The organism is Sphingomonas sp. SKA58 (assembly GCF_000153545.1).
GTDB classification, from domain to species: domain Bacteria; phylum Pseudomonadota; class Alphaproteobacteria; order Sphingomonadales; family Sphingomonadaceae; genus Sphingobium; species Sphingobium soli.
The window spans coordinates 573,785-588,454 of the sequence record NZ_CH959308.1 but is presented as its reverse complement, the minus strand read 5'-3'; the positions used below and the strand labels follow the sequence as shown (position 1 = coordinate 588,454).

The following is a 14,670-nucleotide window of genomic DNA, read 5'->3' as shown; positions in this document are numbered from 1 at the left end:
CCTCACTCGCAAAAGCGGGTCTGGGTCGGACCGGGGTAGCGGGGGAGCTTGAGCAGCCCCCAGCGCCAGGCGAGATGCGGCATGAAGCCGCGCGGTTTGGTCCGCTTCCAGGGAATGAAGAGGAGAAGGACGCCGAGGAGCGACCAGCCCACATATCCGCCGACGATGACGGCGACGAAGATGGTGGACACCACGAGGATGAACTCCTGCGCATCGAACCAGAGGATCTGGACCGGCTTGTGCAGAAATTGGGGAAGTCTCTCGTCCACGTCCTTCTCCCTTGCTTCATCACGCCTGGACCAGGCGTGATTGTTACGAGGAGCGACCATTCGCTCCCCGTGTCCGGCGCAGGCCCAAAAGGAAAGCCGGCGCCAGTCCCTATTTCAGGCGGGTCTCAGACCATCATGCCGAAGGTCTGGAGGATGGAATCCGCCCGGATGAGGCAGACGGCGGCGACGATCGTGGGGATGCCGATCATGATATTGGAAAAGAGGCGGCTGACCCCGAACAGGAAGGCGGCAACGCCCCCCACGAAGCCGAGCGGCCCCTTCACGCCTTGGTTCACCACGATGTCGTAGATATCGTAGCCAAGGTCGCCGGCGGCCGGCGCCTGGAAGGCGTGGGCGGCCGATGCCAGGGTCATCGCGATGAGCAGGGTTCCCACGGCATCGGCCGACGCAAAAGAGATGCGGCGCATCCGGTTCCGGGATTGGGCAGGCAGTGAGGCAAGTTTGAGCATGACTCTTCTCCAGGCAATAAGGAGCCTCCCCATGAAAATGCCTGCCGGCACCGACGCGGGTGTTCGTTGACGGCCAGCGAAGGATGGGTGGCTCCTTGGAAACGGGCCCTGTCGCCGGCATCTGTTGCTCAAGGCTTCGGCGTTTATTCGCCCGTCGCCCTGAGCCCGCCAAATTTGGGGGAAATCAGCCGGGCGGCTTTTTGGGCGCCTGCTTCTCATCGAGCCAGGCCTCGATCTCGGCCTGCTGGAAACCGGAAATGACGCGGCCATCGAGAATGAGGGTCGGCGTCCCCGATATGCCCATGGCTTTGACGGCCTGCGCATTGGCGGCAACACGCGCGGCGCCTTCCTTGCAGGTTGCGAGGGGCCTTGGCGCTTCTCCGGCATAAGTGACGCGGAAGGCGCCAGCCTGGTCCTTCGAGCAGAGGATATGCTCGGCCTTCGATGCAGCCTGCGGGTGGATGCCGCTCACGAAATAGATTTGCCGACGCACCGGCTTTCCTTCGGCGGCCTTCGCCGCCCAGAAGCGATCGAGCGCGCGGCAATAGGGGCAGTCGGGATCGGTGAATTCGATGACGGTCGGCGCGCCCGGCGGTCCGATGGTGAGGGCTTGGGAAGGCTCGAGCATCCCAAGCTTTTTCCGCGCGCTCGCGTCCTGGGCGAGGGCGGTCAGGTTGACGCCGTTCTTGTCGTAAATGGTGGCGAACAGCAGATGGTCGCTCTGCGGCGCATAATAGAGGATGCGACCGCCGGCGCTCGCCTGGTACAGCGGCCCCTTGATGGGAGCCGGCCCGAAATCCTCGAACTGGAGATTGGCAAAGCTCTGATGAAGGCTCTGTTCGGCGGCGCGGGCTGCCGCGGCAAGGTCCGCCGGTTCGCCCGGTTGCGGCCGTGCCACCGCAACACCGGGAAGGAGGAAGGCGGCGCAGGTGAGGACTGCTGAAAGATTGCGAAAAGGCCTCTTCATCGGGCTATCTCCTTCAGGGGCAAAGCGGGGGAGTTCAGCAGGTCGGCATCGATCCTGACCCTGGAGCCCAGCTGCAACGAAGGACGCGGTTCGACCGGAGAGGTGGCGTCTGGGCGAATGAAGAAATCTCCGTTCGCCTGCGCTATGTCGAGATGCTTCAACGGTAGCGTTGCCGGAGTTCCGGGCTTTGGGTGCGCCGCTGCGCTTGGGTTCGTGATCAGGCCGGACAGGAACAGTCCAGCCACGATCGCCGGTCGATTGGCCGACATCATCATCGTCTCCAATGCATGACGAAGCATTGCGCCTCGTGCGGGTCCCCATGGGCTGGCGATGGACGCTCAAACTCGAAATCGGATCTGTGCCTCGTCACCCATGTCGGGATGAGCCGGTGGTGCGCCAACCTTGCTGGCATCCGCAATGGGTAGGGCACTGAGATGCCGAAAGCGGCACTGAAGTACCGGAATCGGCATCTCAGTGCCGCTTTCGGCATTTCAGTGCCGGTTTTTTGATCAGGAAACGCCTTCAAATTCGCCGACGCCCGTCAGTAGCATGGGGGTGGTCGCGCGAATCACAAAAGGGGTTGAGCCATGGTCGGCAACCGATCGAGGACCTACAGATTGCACCTGTCGAGCGAGGGCACCGACCTGTTCCTCGCGTGCCACTATCGATTGGCGCGGATCGCCAGGAGCTTCATTCCCTATGGCGCGACGCTATCGGTCGCGCTTCTGCTGATGGGATCTGTGGACACGGACGAACTCGTCGCGGAACTTACCATGCCCTCGCTCAAGAAGTTGGTGGGGAATGAAGAACATTATGTCGGGGCATCGGTGCAACTGAAGCCCTTTGCCGGCGCCATTCTCGAACGCGTCGCCGCCTCGGACCATATCGATGCGCGCCCGACGGTCGCGAAACTCCATGTCGCCGCCATTGCGATCATGGCGGCGAGCGAGGATCGGGCTCTGGCGCGGGCCTTTCGGCGGCTTCCCGGCACTTTTCAGCAAGACTGACCGGGCGTCGAACAGCGCGTCAGGGAGATTCTTCGGGGGCGTGCCCTCCACCATGAGTTAGGGTGGCGACGCGGCATCGCTTCCTCAATTCGGGTATTTTGACCGTCTGTTTGCGGACCCAAGCGGCTCGCCAACTGTCAAAATGGTACCGATAAAATTTGACCGACGGCATATTTCACCCAAATCTTGGGTCATCGGAATGTGCATGGATGCTTTGAGACGCGATCAGGGAGGACCTGATGACCTCATCTCAAAGCGGCGCCTTTGAAGAAGGGGCGTCGATACTGGCCGAGGTCAAGTCGATCTCAGGTCGCCGCATTGAAGAACGGCGCAGGCGCCATCGCATTACGCAAGAGCAACTTGCCGCCGATGTCGGGATCGGTGTGCGGTGGCTCAGGGAAATCGAATCGGGTAACCCGAAGTCCCGTTTCGATGATCATATCGCCTGCGCCCATGCCCTCGGACTGTCGGCGGCGCATCTCCTCATCCCCATGATGTTTCTGGAGCATCACATGCACTTTCCCCGCCATTTCTTTCTCGATGACATGCGCGATCTCGAACAGCTCTGCATCGAATTCATTTCCGGCCTGAACCTGCGGACTTTCCTCAAGCCGTCCGACGGCGGGCGCGGCCCGGCCGGCACCGGCTCATCGGCATAGGCAGCCCGCATGGCGCCCGAAACCGTAATCGCCGATCGCGTCTATCGCGAACTCAAGCTGCTGATTCTGCGCGGTGACCAGCCGCCGGCAGCGCCGCTCGTGGTGCTGGCTCTCGCGGAGCGCTTCGGGACCAGCATCGCGCCGGTTCGCGACGCGCTCCATCGTCTCGTCGGCGAGCGACTGGTCGCGATGCAGGGCGGAGGCGGCTTCGCCATGCCGCCCCTGACGCGGCAGCGAGCCTATAATCTCTACAGTTGGCACGGAGATATTCTCGAAGCGGCGCTCAAGGTCATGGTGAAATTCGAACGAATCGAGCCGCCACCAGCCTTTCTTGACGATGAGATAGCCGAATCCGAACGCATCGCCGCTGCCAGCGCCGATCTGTTCACCCAGATTTGCGCCTGTTCGCCCAATGACGAACATCTCGATGCGGTCAGCATCGTTGGCGAACGTCTTCACACATTGAGGCGGTGCGAAAGCGTGGTGAACAGGCAGGCCCAGGAATTGCGGGAATTATGGACCATCGTCTGCGAAGGAAATAGACGTGCGACCCGAACGGCAATCTCCCACTATCATAAGCGTCGCCTGGCGCGTGTAGACCAAATCGTGAGCGCCGCGCTTCTGGCATCAATTGCGGACTGAAATTCTCCGTCCATTTGCAAGCTTATAAGCTGTCAAAATGGCACCTTATAAGATCGGATATAAGGCTCTGCTTCAATAGCATCAGTCCTGCCGCAAGACTGCGGTGAACTGATGGAGATGAAGATGAACAACATCAACGAGCATGAAGACAGCGTCGTCGATCTCGGCGTCGCATCGGTCGAAACGAAGGGCGCAGCGCTCGACGATTCCGACAATATCGGCGGCCAGGTCCGCCAGCTCGGTATCGCCGACGACTGACCAAGGGGCGCGCGCCGGAGGGTGCGCGTCTTTTTCGTGATGGCCGCAAGCGTCGGAGACCCGAAATGGGATACAGGTTGAGAAATGGCCTGTCCTTCTGCGTGACAGGGCAGCGCGCGATCTTCCTCGATCTCGCGGCCGACCGCTATTTTGGCCTGCAGCCGCAATGGGATCTGGCGTTCCGGCGGCTTGTCATGGGCGAGGCGCCGGGGTCCGACCTCGGCCATCTGGTCGCTTCTGCCATTCTCGTCGAAGACAAAGAAATCGATTGGCCGCCGCAGCCGGTTTCCATTCCCTGCGCGTCGCGCGAAGTGCCGCTTGATCCCGCGACGGGATCGATGCGGCAGCGGCTCACTTTCATCCGCGCGCAGATCAGCGCGATCATTCGCCTGCGCATCCGGGAGTTCGGCGTCATCATCGCGCAGCTCGATCGGCGCGCGCGTTGCGTCGAGATCGACCATGCCGGTCGCGCGGACCCTGAATGGACAGGCTGGGCTTCAGCGTTTGCCGCCAGTTCATGGTTGCTGCCGCAACGGGGGCAGTGCCTGCCCCGCTCGATCGCCTTTCTCGAGGTCCTGCTCGCCGCGGGCCTCAGCGCAAAGCTGGTCATTGGCGTGAGCGCATCGCCCTTTTCCGCCCATTGCTGGGTGCAGGCCGATGACATGGTCCTCAACGATCGGCTGGAGAATATCCGGCCCTTCGAGCCGATCCTGGCGATCTGATGCTGGGGCGTTACCTGATCCTGATCGACTGGAATGAAGAGGCTCTGCCGCGCAGGCAGGTGTTCGTTCAGGAGCGCACGGGTCTTCAATATTGCACGCGCATTGGGCAAGGCAACATCTGGACAAGCGCGCCTGACCTCGTCTTACCGCTGCCTGACGGTTCGGGCGCGGTGATAGGAACGCTGTTCCCGCACCATGGCCCGGCTTTCCCGATCACCATGGAGGACAAGCAGTGGCAGGAGGAGATGCGCACCGGCGCCGTCCTGCCGACACTGCGCGACCGATATTGGGGCGGCTATATCCTCTCTGCGGAAGGCGAGGGAATGATGGAACTCGCGCGAGATCCCGGCGGCGCGATGCCCTGCTATTTTCTCCAGATGCCGACGGGCTGGGCCGCGTCGTCGGATGTGGATCTTCTGGTCGAAGCCGGCCTGTTGAAGCGCACCATCGCCTGGGATCAGATCCCACGATATTTGATCGCGAAGGACCTGCCGAATAGCGCGACGGCGATCGAAGGCCTCCACGAATTGCTGCCCGGCACCTCCGTCCTGTTGAAGGCGGGGGAACAGGAAGTGACGCGCTTCTGGTCACCCTGGGATCATGTCAGGGAAGCCGAACAATGGGACAGCAAGGCGGCGGCTGAACGCCTGCGCAGGACTATTGATCATTGCGTCGCTTCCTGGGCCTCGACCTCCAGCGCGATCCTTTCGACCCTTTCGGGCGGGCTTGACTCCTCGATCGTCACGGCTGGCCTGTCGAAGGCCGGGACGCCTTTCCAGTGTGTCACACTCGTCACCGAAAATCGCAACGGCGACGAGCGGGATTATGCGCGCGCCATGGCCTCGTCGGTCGGTGCGCCCTTGCTGGAAGGCTTCTACGATCATGGCGATATCGATTTCTCCCGATCGGTTGCCAGACATTTCCCCAAGCCCATCGGGCAGATTCATGAGGTGGCCTATCATGCCCTCGTCATGCGCCTGGCGCGCGATTGCGGGGCGGATGCCGTCCATACCGGAAATGGCGGCGACAATATCTTCTACAACAGCAGTTCGGTCCGCCCATTTTTCGATTGCATCCATGCGCGGGGCATCGGTGGCGAGGCTTTCGCCACGCTGCGCAATATCGCGAAGGTGACCGAGACGTCGTTGCCGACAGCGGCCTGGGAAGCGCTGCGCGCGATCCCGCTGATGCGTCGGCCCTACAATTGGGTCCGCAATGGCGAGGCCATCGCCGACGATGTGATGGCGGATTTGCAAGCCAAGCCTTTGCGGCACCCCTGGCTCGATGAGCAACTGCGCTCGCGTCCCGGTAAATCCGGGCAAATCGCCTTCCTCCTGCGGGTCCAGAACCATCTTGAAGGCTATCTGCGCGAACATGGGATGCCGATGGTCAACCCCCTCATGTCGCAACCGGTGGTCGAAGCGGCACTGGCCATTCCGACCTGGAAAATGCTTGAGGGCGGGCGGGATCGTGCCATCGCGCGAAGGGCCTATCGTGATCGCCTCCCGCCGCTGGTTCGGGACCGGCGGCGTAAGGGAAGTCCAAGTGGCTTTGCGATGGAGGTGATCGAGCGCAACCACCATGAAGTGCGTGAGCGGCTGCTGGACGGCGAACTCATGCGTCGGAAACTTCTGAACGGCGCTGCGATCGAGGCAGCGCTGGCGCAGGGACCGGCCATGGGATTGAGTTATGTCCGGCTGCTCACCCTCCTCGATATGGAGGCCTGGATCGCGCGCTGGAACGGGGCTGGGGCTTGAACGGCAGATGACGTGAACGCCAGTCCTCTAGCGTCAAACGCGTGAGGGGGCAGATCAATCTAGGCACATCGCCGGAGAAGATCACGCCTTGCGGATCATCCTGGGATCATAGAGCCATTTGCGCACTTTCCGGGCCTTGATCCCCTTGGCATCGGGGTGCGCGGGATTGATGAGGAGATTATTCTCCTCTGGCACAATGACGGAAGGGACGAGCAGCAGCGCTGTCCTTTGGCTCTGCGCCCATTGCGATCCGAATGAGATGCTGACCCGTCCCGCCGGTTCGGCATCCCAGCCGACCGGGAGATTGCCGGGTGTCGCGACCTCCGCTGATGCCAGCACCTCGTCCGGCACCTCGATTTCGACGAGGTAGCGATTGAGCGGCAACCCACCCGAGTTCAGATGAACGACCGTCTCCAGGCAGGCGAGTGCCCGGCTGCTCGCCGCATAGACGATGGCGACGCCGACCTCATTCCATCGGCCCCCGGTGATCTTGGCTCCGGCGCCTGACAGATCGTCCGCTTCATAAGTCCTGGCGTCGGTTGCGATTCTCCAGAAGCGTGTCGTCACGCAAAGGCGCCGCTCTGGATCTGCGCGAGGGCGCGGGACACGACGGCCTGTCCCTCCATCGTGTCGAGAAGCTCGATCGGATTGACGCCTCCCAGCGCCGGGAGAGGCTGACGCAGCCAGGACGAGAGCCATTCGGGCGCATCGAACCCATCCGTCTCGCCCGATTCCTCGACCATGTCTTCGAGCTGGCCGACCAGTTTTGCAAGGCCCAGAACCCGTTCACTGTCTTCCGTCGAGAGCGGCTGGTTGTTCGCCGCCTTTTTGTTTACCGTGGCCGTCTTGAGATTGAGCGCGTCGAACATGACCTTCTGGTCCACATGCAAGGCGGCGATGAAGCGCTTCAGGTCGCTGGCCGCCACGCCCTTCTTGATGACGCCGATTCGATCGACCGGCGAGGCACGGTACAGCGCCTTATAGGCAAAGGGGGGCGTGCCTTTCCCCTGCGGCTTGCGCGCGCCAGTTTCGAGTTCGGACATGGCAATGCTCCTTTGAGCACTTGTATAGCTCCTTTGAGCATCGTCCGCAAGGAAGGCGGTGGAGGCAGCCATGCCATCGGCCGCCCATTAGCTGCCGACGGGCCGTTTTTCTCCGGCGGCGGCTTGATCCTGAGCCGCCCGCCGCATCTCGGCCCAGCGATCGACTTCTGGTGCATCGTCATCCGATGGGGCCGGACGCTTGCCCTTCAGCCAGAAATCGAACCATCGCAGGTTCCGCTTGTAGATGCCCGCTCGATGAGCGGGGTGACGCTTGATGTGGACTTCATCGGGGAAGACATAAAGATCGATCGGGTGCTTGGCGGCCCGCAGAGCCCTGACTGTTTCCAAAGCCACGAGATATTCGCCGTCGGCGGCCTGCAGGAGGATCGGAAAGGCGACGCGCGAGGCGTTATGGGCCAGCGAAATGTCTCCCCACATTTGCGGCTTGTCCTCAGGGGAGGCCGGCCAGCCGAGGCTTTCATAGTGGCGCTGGAGGGAAGGCCCCAGCACCCAGGTTTGAGAGGGCTCCCAGCAGCAGCCGCTTACCACTGCGGCCTTGAACAGACTGCTATGCAGCGCCGCATATTGGACGGTCGTCGATCCATCGCTGAGCCCGGTGATGCCGATCCGCTCCGGGTCGGCGACGCCGGCGTCAATGAGCTGCCTGACCTTCGTTTCGACGGCGGACAATATGCTTCGCCGCTCCATGAAGCCGTCATTCTGCCGCCGCTGTCGCTCGATCGATGGGAGGCCCAGCCCGTAAAGCGGGGAGCGCGGTCGCTGGACGTTCAGGACCAGATATCCGGCGCGGGCGAAGAGCTGGACGGGATATTCATCGCCCGTACCGCCCCGAAGGAAGCCGCGGCTCTCATATTGCACGACGATGAGCGGGTAGCGGCGTCCCGGCTGATAGTCGGGCGGATAGACGAGATCTCCGAAGCATTCGATGCCCTGATCGTTCCGCCAGAGCTGCCGTTCGACCTTACCAAGCTTCAGCGTCCCGAAGGTCGGGTTCGGGTCAAACAGAGGGACGGATTTCCCGGTGCGCAGGTCGATACGGCTGAGATAGCGTGGGTGGGTCGGGCCTTCCCGCCCACATAGGACATCATCGTGGATCGGCTTGCAGTCGATGAGCAGGTCTGATGTCGCATAGAGCCTGTGGGGTTCGGCCGAACCGACCTTCCATTCATAAATCGCCATCTCATTCTTCGCCCAGCCCTCGCGCCGGACGTAGCGCACGGCGCCTTTGGAAGAGAACCAGGGCGCACCTTCCACCTCCGTACAGGCGCTGCTTTCGCAGCGGCTTTCCTTCCCGGCAGGACCAGCGGCGATATGATCGAACCCTTTGTCATCCCGCACCGTTGTGGCGCGAGCGCCTTTTGTGGTTTGCGATTCCTCGATCGGTGCCGTCAGCAAGGCTTTCTCTTCATCACTGGCCGCGCGGATGTCACCGTCACTGATGCGCACGGCCTTGTAGACATAAGCGGGGCGGCCGCCTGGAAAGGGCCAGGCTGACGCAAACGGGAAGTAGCGATCATCATAGTGGAGTCCCGACCGGGATTCCCGGAGCAAGGCCGTTGCCTGCGCGGAACCGTCGCGGACCTTGTAGATGATCATGCTCCCATCGCGACTGAAGCGGAAATCGACGATGTCCTGCGGATCGGCGCCGATGGTCCGGGCTTTCAGTTGCTCATCCCACAGGCGGAGTTGCAGCCGCCCGTCGATGAATTTGAGATAGGCGAGGCGCTTTCCGTCGCCCGACCATCTCGGCGTGATCAGTTGTGTGATCCCCGATGGGAAGCCATTCGTGCCGTAGAAATCCTCGAAGCGAAAGAAGGCGACGCCCGGCCCGGAATCGATCAACTTCGAGTTTCCGTCGCGATCTACAAGGGTGATGCCGGTACAATAGCTGTCCCCTGCCACGCTTGCACGTCGGACGCCGACCGCGACCCTTCGACCGTCCGGTGACAGGGTGAAGAAGGAACCGGATTCCATCGCGGCATTGGGTCCAAGATCCAACGTCTCGATGAGGTCGCGATCCGAGATGGGACGAGTGCTGCCGGCTTGCGCGTTGGGCTGCAAGAGGCTGGCGCAATCTTGCGATGCAGGTGCGGCCGGGACTGCGACCGCACCTCCCCCGGATATGCTCAGAACAAGGGAAATGAGCATTACCAAGCCTTTGAGACGGTGAAGCTCAGGAGGCGCCCGATGCTGGAATAGTTGGTGGCGTCATAGGTCGGGTTGGTTGCCGTCGCGCGGATGGCCGAGGGCTTCTCGTTGAGGATATTTTGCCCGGAAAGCAGGAAGGACCATCCGCCCAACAAGCCGCTCCCCTCGGGTTCCCAGCTGATCGTGGCGTCGATCGAGTGGAAGCCTGAAACCTTGTAGGTCGTCGTGGTTCGCGTGTCGTCCGTACCGCCGATATAATTATAAGCGAGGTTTGTCCCGATCGGCCCACGCTTCCAGCCGGCGCTCGCGCGACCGCGCCAGTGCGGCGGGTTGAAGATCCGGCCGGCCTTCACGATCGTCGGCTGACTCGCGCTCAATTTCTGGTCGCTCTTGAGATAGCTGCCGCTCGCTTCGAGATGGAACTGATTCTCTCCTGCCGAAAATTCATAGGAGGCGGAGGCATCGACGCCTCGGATATGCTGCCTGGCGGCGTTCTGAAGCTGGTTGAAGATGATAGCCGCCAGATTGGCAGGGTCGTAAGCGCCGCCTGTCTGGTTCTGGACGCCCAAAGGGAGATTGGCCGTCGCCGCCAGAACCTGTTCCAGGGTTGGGTTGAGGAGGATGAGGTCGGCATATTCGGCTTTGAAGGCCTGGGAGCTGTCGGCGATCGGGCGAACCACGCGGTTCTTGTAACGGACATCGAAATAGCTGGCTTCAAGCCGCAGGCCGGGGATGCTTTGAGGCTTTGCCTCCGCCGTCAGGGTCAGGGTCGTCGCCTTTTCGGGTTCGAGATCCTTGCTGCCGCCGCTGATCTGGAGGACGTTGCGGCTCGTTGGTGGCGAGGGGAGATAATAGGCCGGGAAGAGGAGCACGCCCTGCCGCACTGTGTTTTGCTGGCTGAGAGTCGGCGCCTTGAACGATTTTCCCCAAGCACCCTTGAGCGTCAGGTCGCTGATTGGCTGGTAGCTGATGCCGATCTTGGGCGTCGCGAGCCCGCCAATCTCGTCATAGCGTTCATAGCGAACGGCGCCCGAGAACTGAAGCGATCGGATCAGGGGAACCGCGTTGCGATCGGCGACCAATGGCAGGAAGAGCTCACCATAGGCGAAGGTCGCCGTCTGGCCATCATGATAGTTGAGGAGGGACGTGGTTGCCGTTGCGGTGACGCGCCTGATCGATGCGTCGAGGCCGTTGGAGCGAAGGCCTGCGCCGACCGCGAGCCGCGCATCGCCACCGGGCAGCGCGAATAGCGGGCCTTCGCCGCTTAATTCGGCTGACCACAGATCATTTTTGTACTGGACATGGTTCACCGCCGAGGCGGTGCCTCCCGAATAGATTTCCGCGATGATCGTGCTGTCGCTGATGGCGCGGGTGGCGCGGGCCGTGACTTCCCACCCCGCAGGAAGCCTGAATTTGACCGACGGGCTGATGGAATAGCCTTCGATCTCTGGACGACTGATGATGCCGCTCTGCGTCACATCGGCGGTAGCGCTGTAGGGCAGGGCGGCGACCGATTTGTGGCGGTTATAATGGGCGTCGATCTCGAATTCGACGACCTCGCCAAGCGCCTGATGGCCCGCCAGCACCGCACTGACCTGCCGCTGGGACGGAAGCAGGGTCATGCTGGACTGGCGCGATCGCATATAGGAGCGCTGCGATGCCGTGATGTCCGTCGCGTTGTTGAAGTCGCCCGCGATCATGAATCCGCCACTGTCCCAGCGGCGGCCGGTCACGGCGCTATATTGCTGCTGGACGTCGCCGCCGTCTGTCGCGGCGCCGAACCGGGCGGTGGTGAGCAAGCCGTCATAGTCCCGGCGGAGCAGGATGTTGGCGACGCCGCCCACCGCGTCGGACCCATAGAGAGCCGATGAGCCGTCCGCGACGATTTCCACCCGCTCGATGGCTGCCAGGGGGATCGCGCTAATGTCGATCCCCTGGCTTACGGCATCATATGCGACCCGATGGCCGTTCAAAAGTGTCAGCGTGGCGTCGGCGCCGAGGCCGCGCAGGTTGAGGGTGGAGGAGGACGTGGTGTTTTCCGAGCCGGTCTGCACGCTGGAGATGACACCCGGATTCTGCCCGCCGCTGAAATTCTGCGGAATGCTGCGGACAAAGGAGCCAAGGTCCGTATAGCCGAGGTCCCCGATCTTCTCTCGGGAAGCGGCGATGACCGGAGACATGGGCTTTGCGCCGCGAATACGTGAGCCAGTAACGAAGAGCAGGTTGTCCGCCGCGCCTTCTACCTCCTCGCGCGACGGCGTTGGTCGCCCCCGGAGGTAAATGGTTCGCCCCCTGATGTCCGCATTGAGGCCTGATTGTGCAAGCAGGGCGGTGACGGCTTCCTGGACCGTGAATTCGCCGGTCAGCGCGGGCGAGCGGCGTCCCTGGAGCGACTTGGGATCAGCCACGAGCTGATAGTCGTTGGCCCTGGCGATGACGCGCAAACCCGCGCCGAGTTCCTGGGCCGGCAGATCATAGCTTTTCTTCGCTTCCTGCGCTGCAGCCTGTGGCGCAACCATGCTGACGCAGATCGCGGCGCTGCCCAGAAGCGCAAACTTTCCCATACCCATTTTCTGCCCCCTTGATCGATCCGCCTCTTTGCGAGGCTCGAAACCAGAAGACGGGGCGAGAGAGGTTTGAAGCTGGGCGCTTGAATTATTTTCTGGGGCTGAGGATCAATCTGCCCTTTTCGGTGCGATCGATGTCGAGGTCCAGAAACCCGCTGATCGCTTCCGCCACGCGCTCAATGTCGCGAATGTGGATGTCCGCGAATATCTCCCGGTCGCCCAGGCTCGCTGGCATCAACTCGATTCTGGTATCGCTGTAGCTGTTTGCTTCCGCGATTACTTCTCTGATCGGCACATTGTCGAAACTCTTCACGCCGTTCACCCATTGCTCGTCGGACCTGCGCGCAGGAATGACAATGCTTTGCGACTCATGTCCATGGCTGAAGGCCAGAATATGGCCGGGCCGGAGTAGGATTTTTCTGGCAGGCTGTGTCTGCTGAGAGGCCAACTCCACCTCTACGCCGCCTTCGATCAGATGCACCGCGACATTGTTTCGGAATAGCACGTCGAAGACCGTGCCGGTCGCGCGTACCTCCATGCCACCGGCCCTGACGAAAAACGGACGGGCTGCATCATGGGCAACGATGAACCTGGCGCGACCCCGCTTCAGGACGATGTCGCGGCGGTCCGCCGTCATCGCCACAGAGATCGCGGTGTCGGTATCAAGGACGAGTTGGCTTCCATCGGCGAGCTTGACGGATCGCACTTCCCCCACTTTCGTAACAAAGGCGGCTGGGGTCTCGGCGCCTGCCATCTGCGGAGATTGAGTGCGCATGATCTGGAACAGGATGCTCGCGCCTATAAGAAGGCCCAGGATAGACGCAGCCGCCAGGATCGGGACTGATTTGATCCACCAGGGCTTTTGCGCCCGAAGCCGGGGAGGGGGCAAATCGAGCACCCCGCCGGCATGGCCGGCGGCCTGCACATCGTTCATCAGGTCAAGATAGAGCTGCCGCCGAGCCGGCTTTTCCGAGATCCAATCGGCGAGCGACTGCGCGTGACGTTCCGGCTCATCGAGCATCCGCAGCACCCATTTTTGAGCGGCCCGGCGGTCCTGCGCCGTAATTGCGCCGTGGTCCTCAGTCATTGTCCGCCTCCCGCTGACGGTCGATGAGCCGAATGGCCTTGAGCATATGCTTCTGTACGACCCAAAGTGGCTCTCCGAGATCCGATGCGATCTGCCGGTAGCTACAGCCTTCCACCCGATTGAGAAGGAAAATTTCGAGCGTGCGGGGAGGCAGTTGCTGGAGGATCGCCGTCCAGCGAGCCAATTCCTGACGTGATTGAACGTCACGATGAGGATCGAGGCTGGAAATCGCATTTACGCCATCCTCCAGCAGAGTCAGCTGCCGTGAGAGGCGCGTGGAGCCACGTTCTGCATGGTCGCGCAGCAGGTTGGTCGCAATCCTTGTCAGATAGGCGCGAGGGCTTCCGAGCGAGGGATGCGGGGCGGCACGCACAAAGCGGGTGAGCGTCTCCTGGCTGAATTCGTCGGCATCGGCACGGTTGCCGAGCTTGCGCGTGAAAAAGCGCATGAGGCGAGGCTTCTCCCGTCGATAGAAGTCGGTGAAGCTGAACCGCTCGCCGGTATCATTGCTCACAATCTGAAGGTCGATCCGGCGACCTTCACTTTCGCCCTGGCCCATTCGTCGCACCTATGTCCACTCGGGGCGACGGCCAAAGCCGGATGTTAGTAACCTGGCATACACACAGGCGCATGCGCCTTTACCGTTGCCGGCTGGACATGCGCGCATGCCACCCGGCCCAGTGAAACTGCGACCGAGCTGTATATGCAGAGGTTACTAAGCCCCACTTCCGGGCTTTTTCCGGAAGCGAGGCCAATGTGCCGGAATAACGGGGGAGCGCAACCCTAAAGACTGGATTTGTGACGTTTTTGGGAAACGACGCGGGGCGAAAGGGCGGCGAACGGAGGGATGAGGGCGGCTGCCCGCTGCGCGGGCATCGCGCTCTTGCCAGCGCGGCGTGCCGCCTCGCTGGCCGGGCTCGGCTGCGCCGATCCCGGCCCTTCGGGTTGCGATCGCTTCCGCGCAGGACGTAGTTGCGAAGGGAGGTGAGGGGGCAGGAGGGATGACGGCAGGCTACGGTCCCAGGGACATGCCTCATCGGCCATTAGGATGGC

General features: G+C 62.1%; 16 protein-coding genes. 6 read left to right on the top strand and 10 right to left on the bottom strand.

All coding sequences use genetic code 11. The features are described from left to right. Positions 1 to 2: 2 nt before the first annotated feature. The 4 genes from SKA58_RS17930 to SKA58_RS17915 all read right to left on the bottom strand — a co-directional run bounded on the left by SKA58_RS17930 (position 3) and on the right by SKA58_RS17915 (position 2,005). Positions 3 to 269, bottom strand: coding sequence for a type IV conjugative transfer system protein TraL (locus tag SKA58_RS17930; RefSeq protein ID WP_037544084.1), 267 nt, complete (start codon positions 267 to 269; stop codon positions 3 to 5). 125 nt (positions 270 to 394) lie between these two features. Further along, on the bottom strand, positions 395 to 697 hold the full coding sequence (locus tag SKA58_RS17925; RefSeq protein WP_050763069.1) for a hypothetical protein: 303 nt from the start codon (positions 695 to 697) through the stop codon (positions 395 to 397). Positions 698 to 923: 226 nt separating this feature from the next. Further along, positions 924 to 1,706, bottom strand: coding sequence for a DsbC family protein (locus tag SKA58_RS17920; protein WP_009823912.1), 783 nt, complete (start codon positions 1,704 to 1,706; stop codon positions 924 to 926). After that, positions 1,703 to 2,005 carry a hypothetical protein gene (locus SKA58_RS17915; protein WP_009823911.1) on the bottom strand — a complete coding sequence of 101 codons (303 nt, stop codon included), beginning with the start codon at positions 2,003 to 2,005 and terminating at the stop codon, positions 1,703 to 1,705. Before SKA58_RS17915 ends, SKA58_RS17920 begins: the two co-directional genes overlap by 4 nt. Positions 2,006 to 2,293: 288 nt before the next feature. Between SKA58_RS17915 and SKA58_RS17910 the strand changes: the two genes are divergently transcribed. From SKA58_RS17910 to SKA58_RS17890, 6 genes are all read left to right on the top strand, one after another. Next, a complete protein-coding gene (locus tag SKA58_RS17910; RefSeq protein ID WP_009823910.1) occupies positions 2,294 to 2,713 on the top strand; it encodes a hypothetical protein in 420 nt (139 codons plus the stop codon). Positions 2,714 to 2,952: 239 nt separating this feature from the next. Then, positions 2,953 to 3,372 (top strand): helix-turn-helix domain-containing protein, encoded by a 420-nt coding sequence (locus tag SKA58_RS19230; protein ID WP_009823909.1) that lies wholly within the window; start codon positions 2,953 to 2,955, stop codon positions 3,370 to 3,372. A 9-nt stretch (positions 3,373 to 3,381) separates the two neighbouring features. Next, entirely contained in the window at positions 3,382 to 4,014 is a 633-nt protein-coding gene (locus SKA58_RS17900) for a GntR family transcriptional regulator (RefSeq protein ID WP_009823908.1), read from the top strand. 123 nt (positions 4,015 to 4,137) lie between these two features. Next, positions 4,138 to 4,272: a benenodin family lasso peptide gene (locus SKA58_RS19960; RefSeq protein ID WP_137709742.1), complete on the top strand. Its 135-nt coding sequence runs from the start codon at positions 4,138 to 4,140 to the stop codon at positions 4,270 to 4,272. A 101-nt stretch (positions 4,273 to 4,373) separates the two neighbouring features. Further along, the gene (locus tag SKA58_RS17895; RefSeq protein WP_232209494.1) at positions 4,374 to 4,994 is read left to right on the top strand and encodes a lasso peptide biosynthesis B2 protein; all 621 of its coding nucleotides are present in this window, start codon (positions 4,374 to 4,376) and stop codon (positions 4,992 to 4,994) included. Beyond that, positions 4,994 to 6,751 carry an asparagine synthase-related protein gene (locus SKA58_RS17890; RefSeq protein ID WP_009823905.1) on the top strand — a complete coding sequence of 586 codons (1,758 nt, stop codon included), beginning with the start codon at positions 4,994 to 4,996 and terminating at the stop codon, positions 6,749 to 6,751. Before SKA58_RS17895 ends, SKA58_RS17890 begins: the two co-directional genes overlap by 1 nt. Before the next feature lie 81 nt (positions 6,752 to 6,832). Here the strand turns inward: SKA58_RS17890 and parT are convergent, their stop codons facing one another. The 6 genes from parT to SKA58_RS17860 all read right to left on the bottom strand — a co-directional run bounded on the left by parT (position 6,833) and on the right by SKA58_RS17860 (position 14,176). Further along, positions 6,833 to 7,318: a type II toxin-antitoxin system Prs ADP-ribosylating toxin ParT gene (parT, locus tag SKA58_RS17885; protein ID WP_009823904.1), complete on the bottom strand. Its 486-nt coding sequence runs from the start codon at positions 7,316 to 7,318 to the stop codon at positions 6,833 to 6,835. Then, positions 7,315 to 7,794: a type II toxin-antitoxin system Prs ADP-ribosylating antitoxin ParS gene (gene parS / locus SKA58_RS17880; RefSeq protein ID WP_009823903.1), complete on the bottom strand. Its 480-nt coding sequence runs from the start codon at positions 7,792 to 7,794 to the stop codon at positions 7,315 to 7,317. Before parS ends, parT begins: the two co-directional genes overlap by 4 nt. A gap of 87 nt (positions 7,795 to 7,881) precedes the next feature. Further along, positions 7,882 to 9,963 (bottom strand): Atxe2 family lasso peptide isopeptidase, encoded by a 2,082-nt coding sequence (locus SKA58_RS17875; protein WP_009823902.1) that lies wholly within the window; start codon positions 9,961 to 9,963, stop codon positions 7,882 to 7,884. Then, positions 9,963 to 12,533: a TonB-dependent receptor gene (locus SKA58_RS17870; RefSeq protein ID WP_037543876.1), complete on the bottom strand. Its 2,571-nt coding sequence runs from the start codon at positions 12,531 to 12,533 to the stop codon at positions 9,963 to 9,965. Before SKA58_RS17870 ends, SKA58_RS17875 begins: the two co-directional genes overlap by 1 nt. 85 nt (positions 12,534 to 12,618) lie before the next feature. Continuing rightward, complete coding sequence (locus SKA58_RS19225; protein ID WP_009823900.1) at positions 12,619 to 13,617, bottom strand: FecR family protein; 999 nt, start codon at positions 13,615 to 13,617, stop codon at positions 12,619 to 12,621. Continuing rightward, complete coding sequence (locus SKA58_RS17860; protein ID WP_009823899.1) at positions 13,610 to 14,176, bottom strand: RNA polymerase sigma factor; 567 nt, start codon at positions 14,174 to 14,176, stop codon at positions 13,610 to 13,612. Before SKA58_RS17860 ends, SKA58_RS19225 begins: the two co-directional genes overlap by 8 nt. Positions 14,177 to 14,670: the final 494 nt, after the last annotated feature.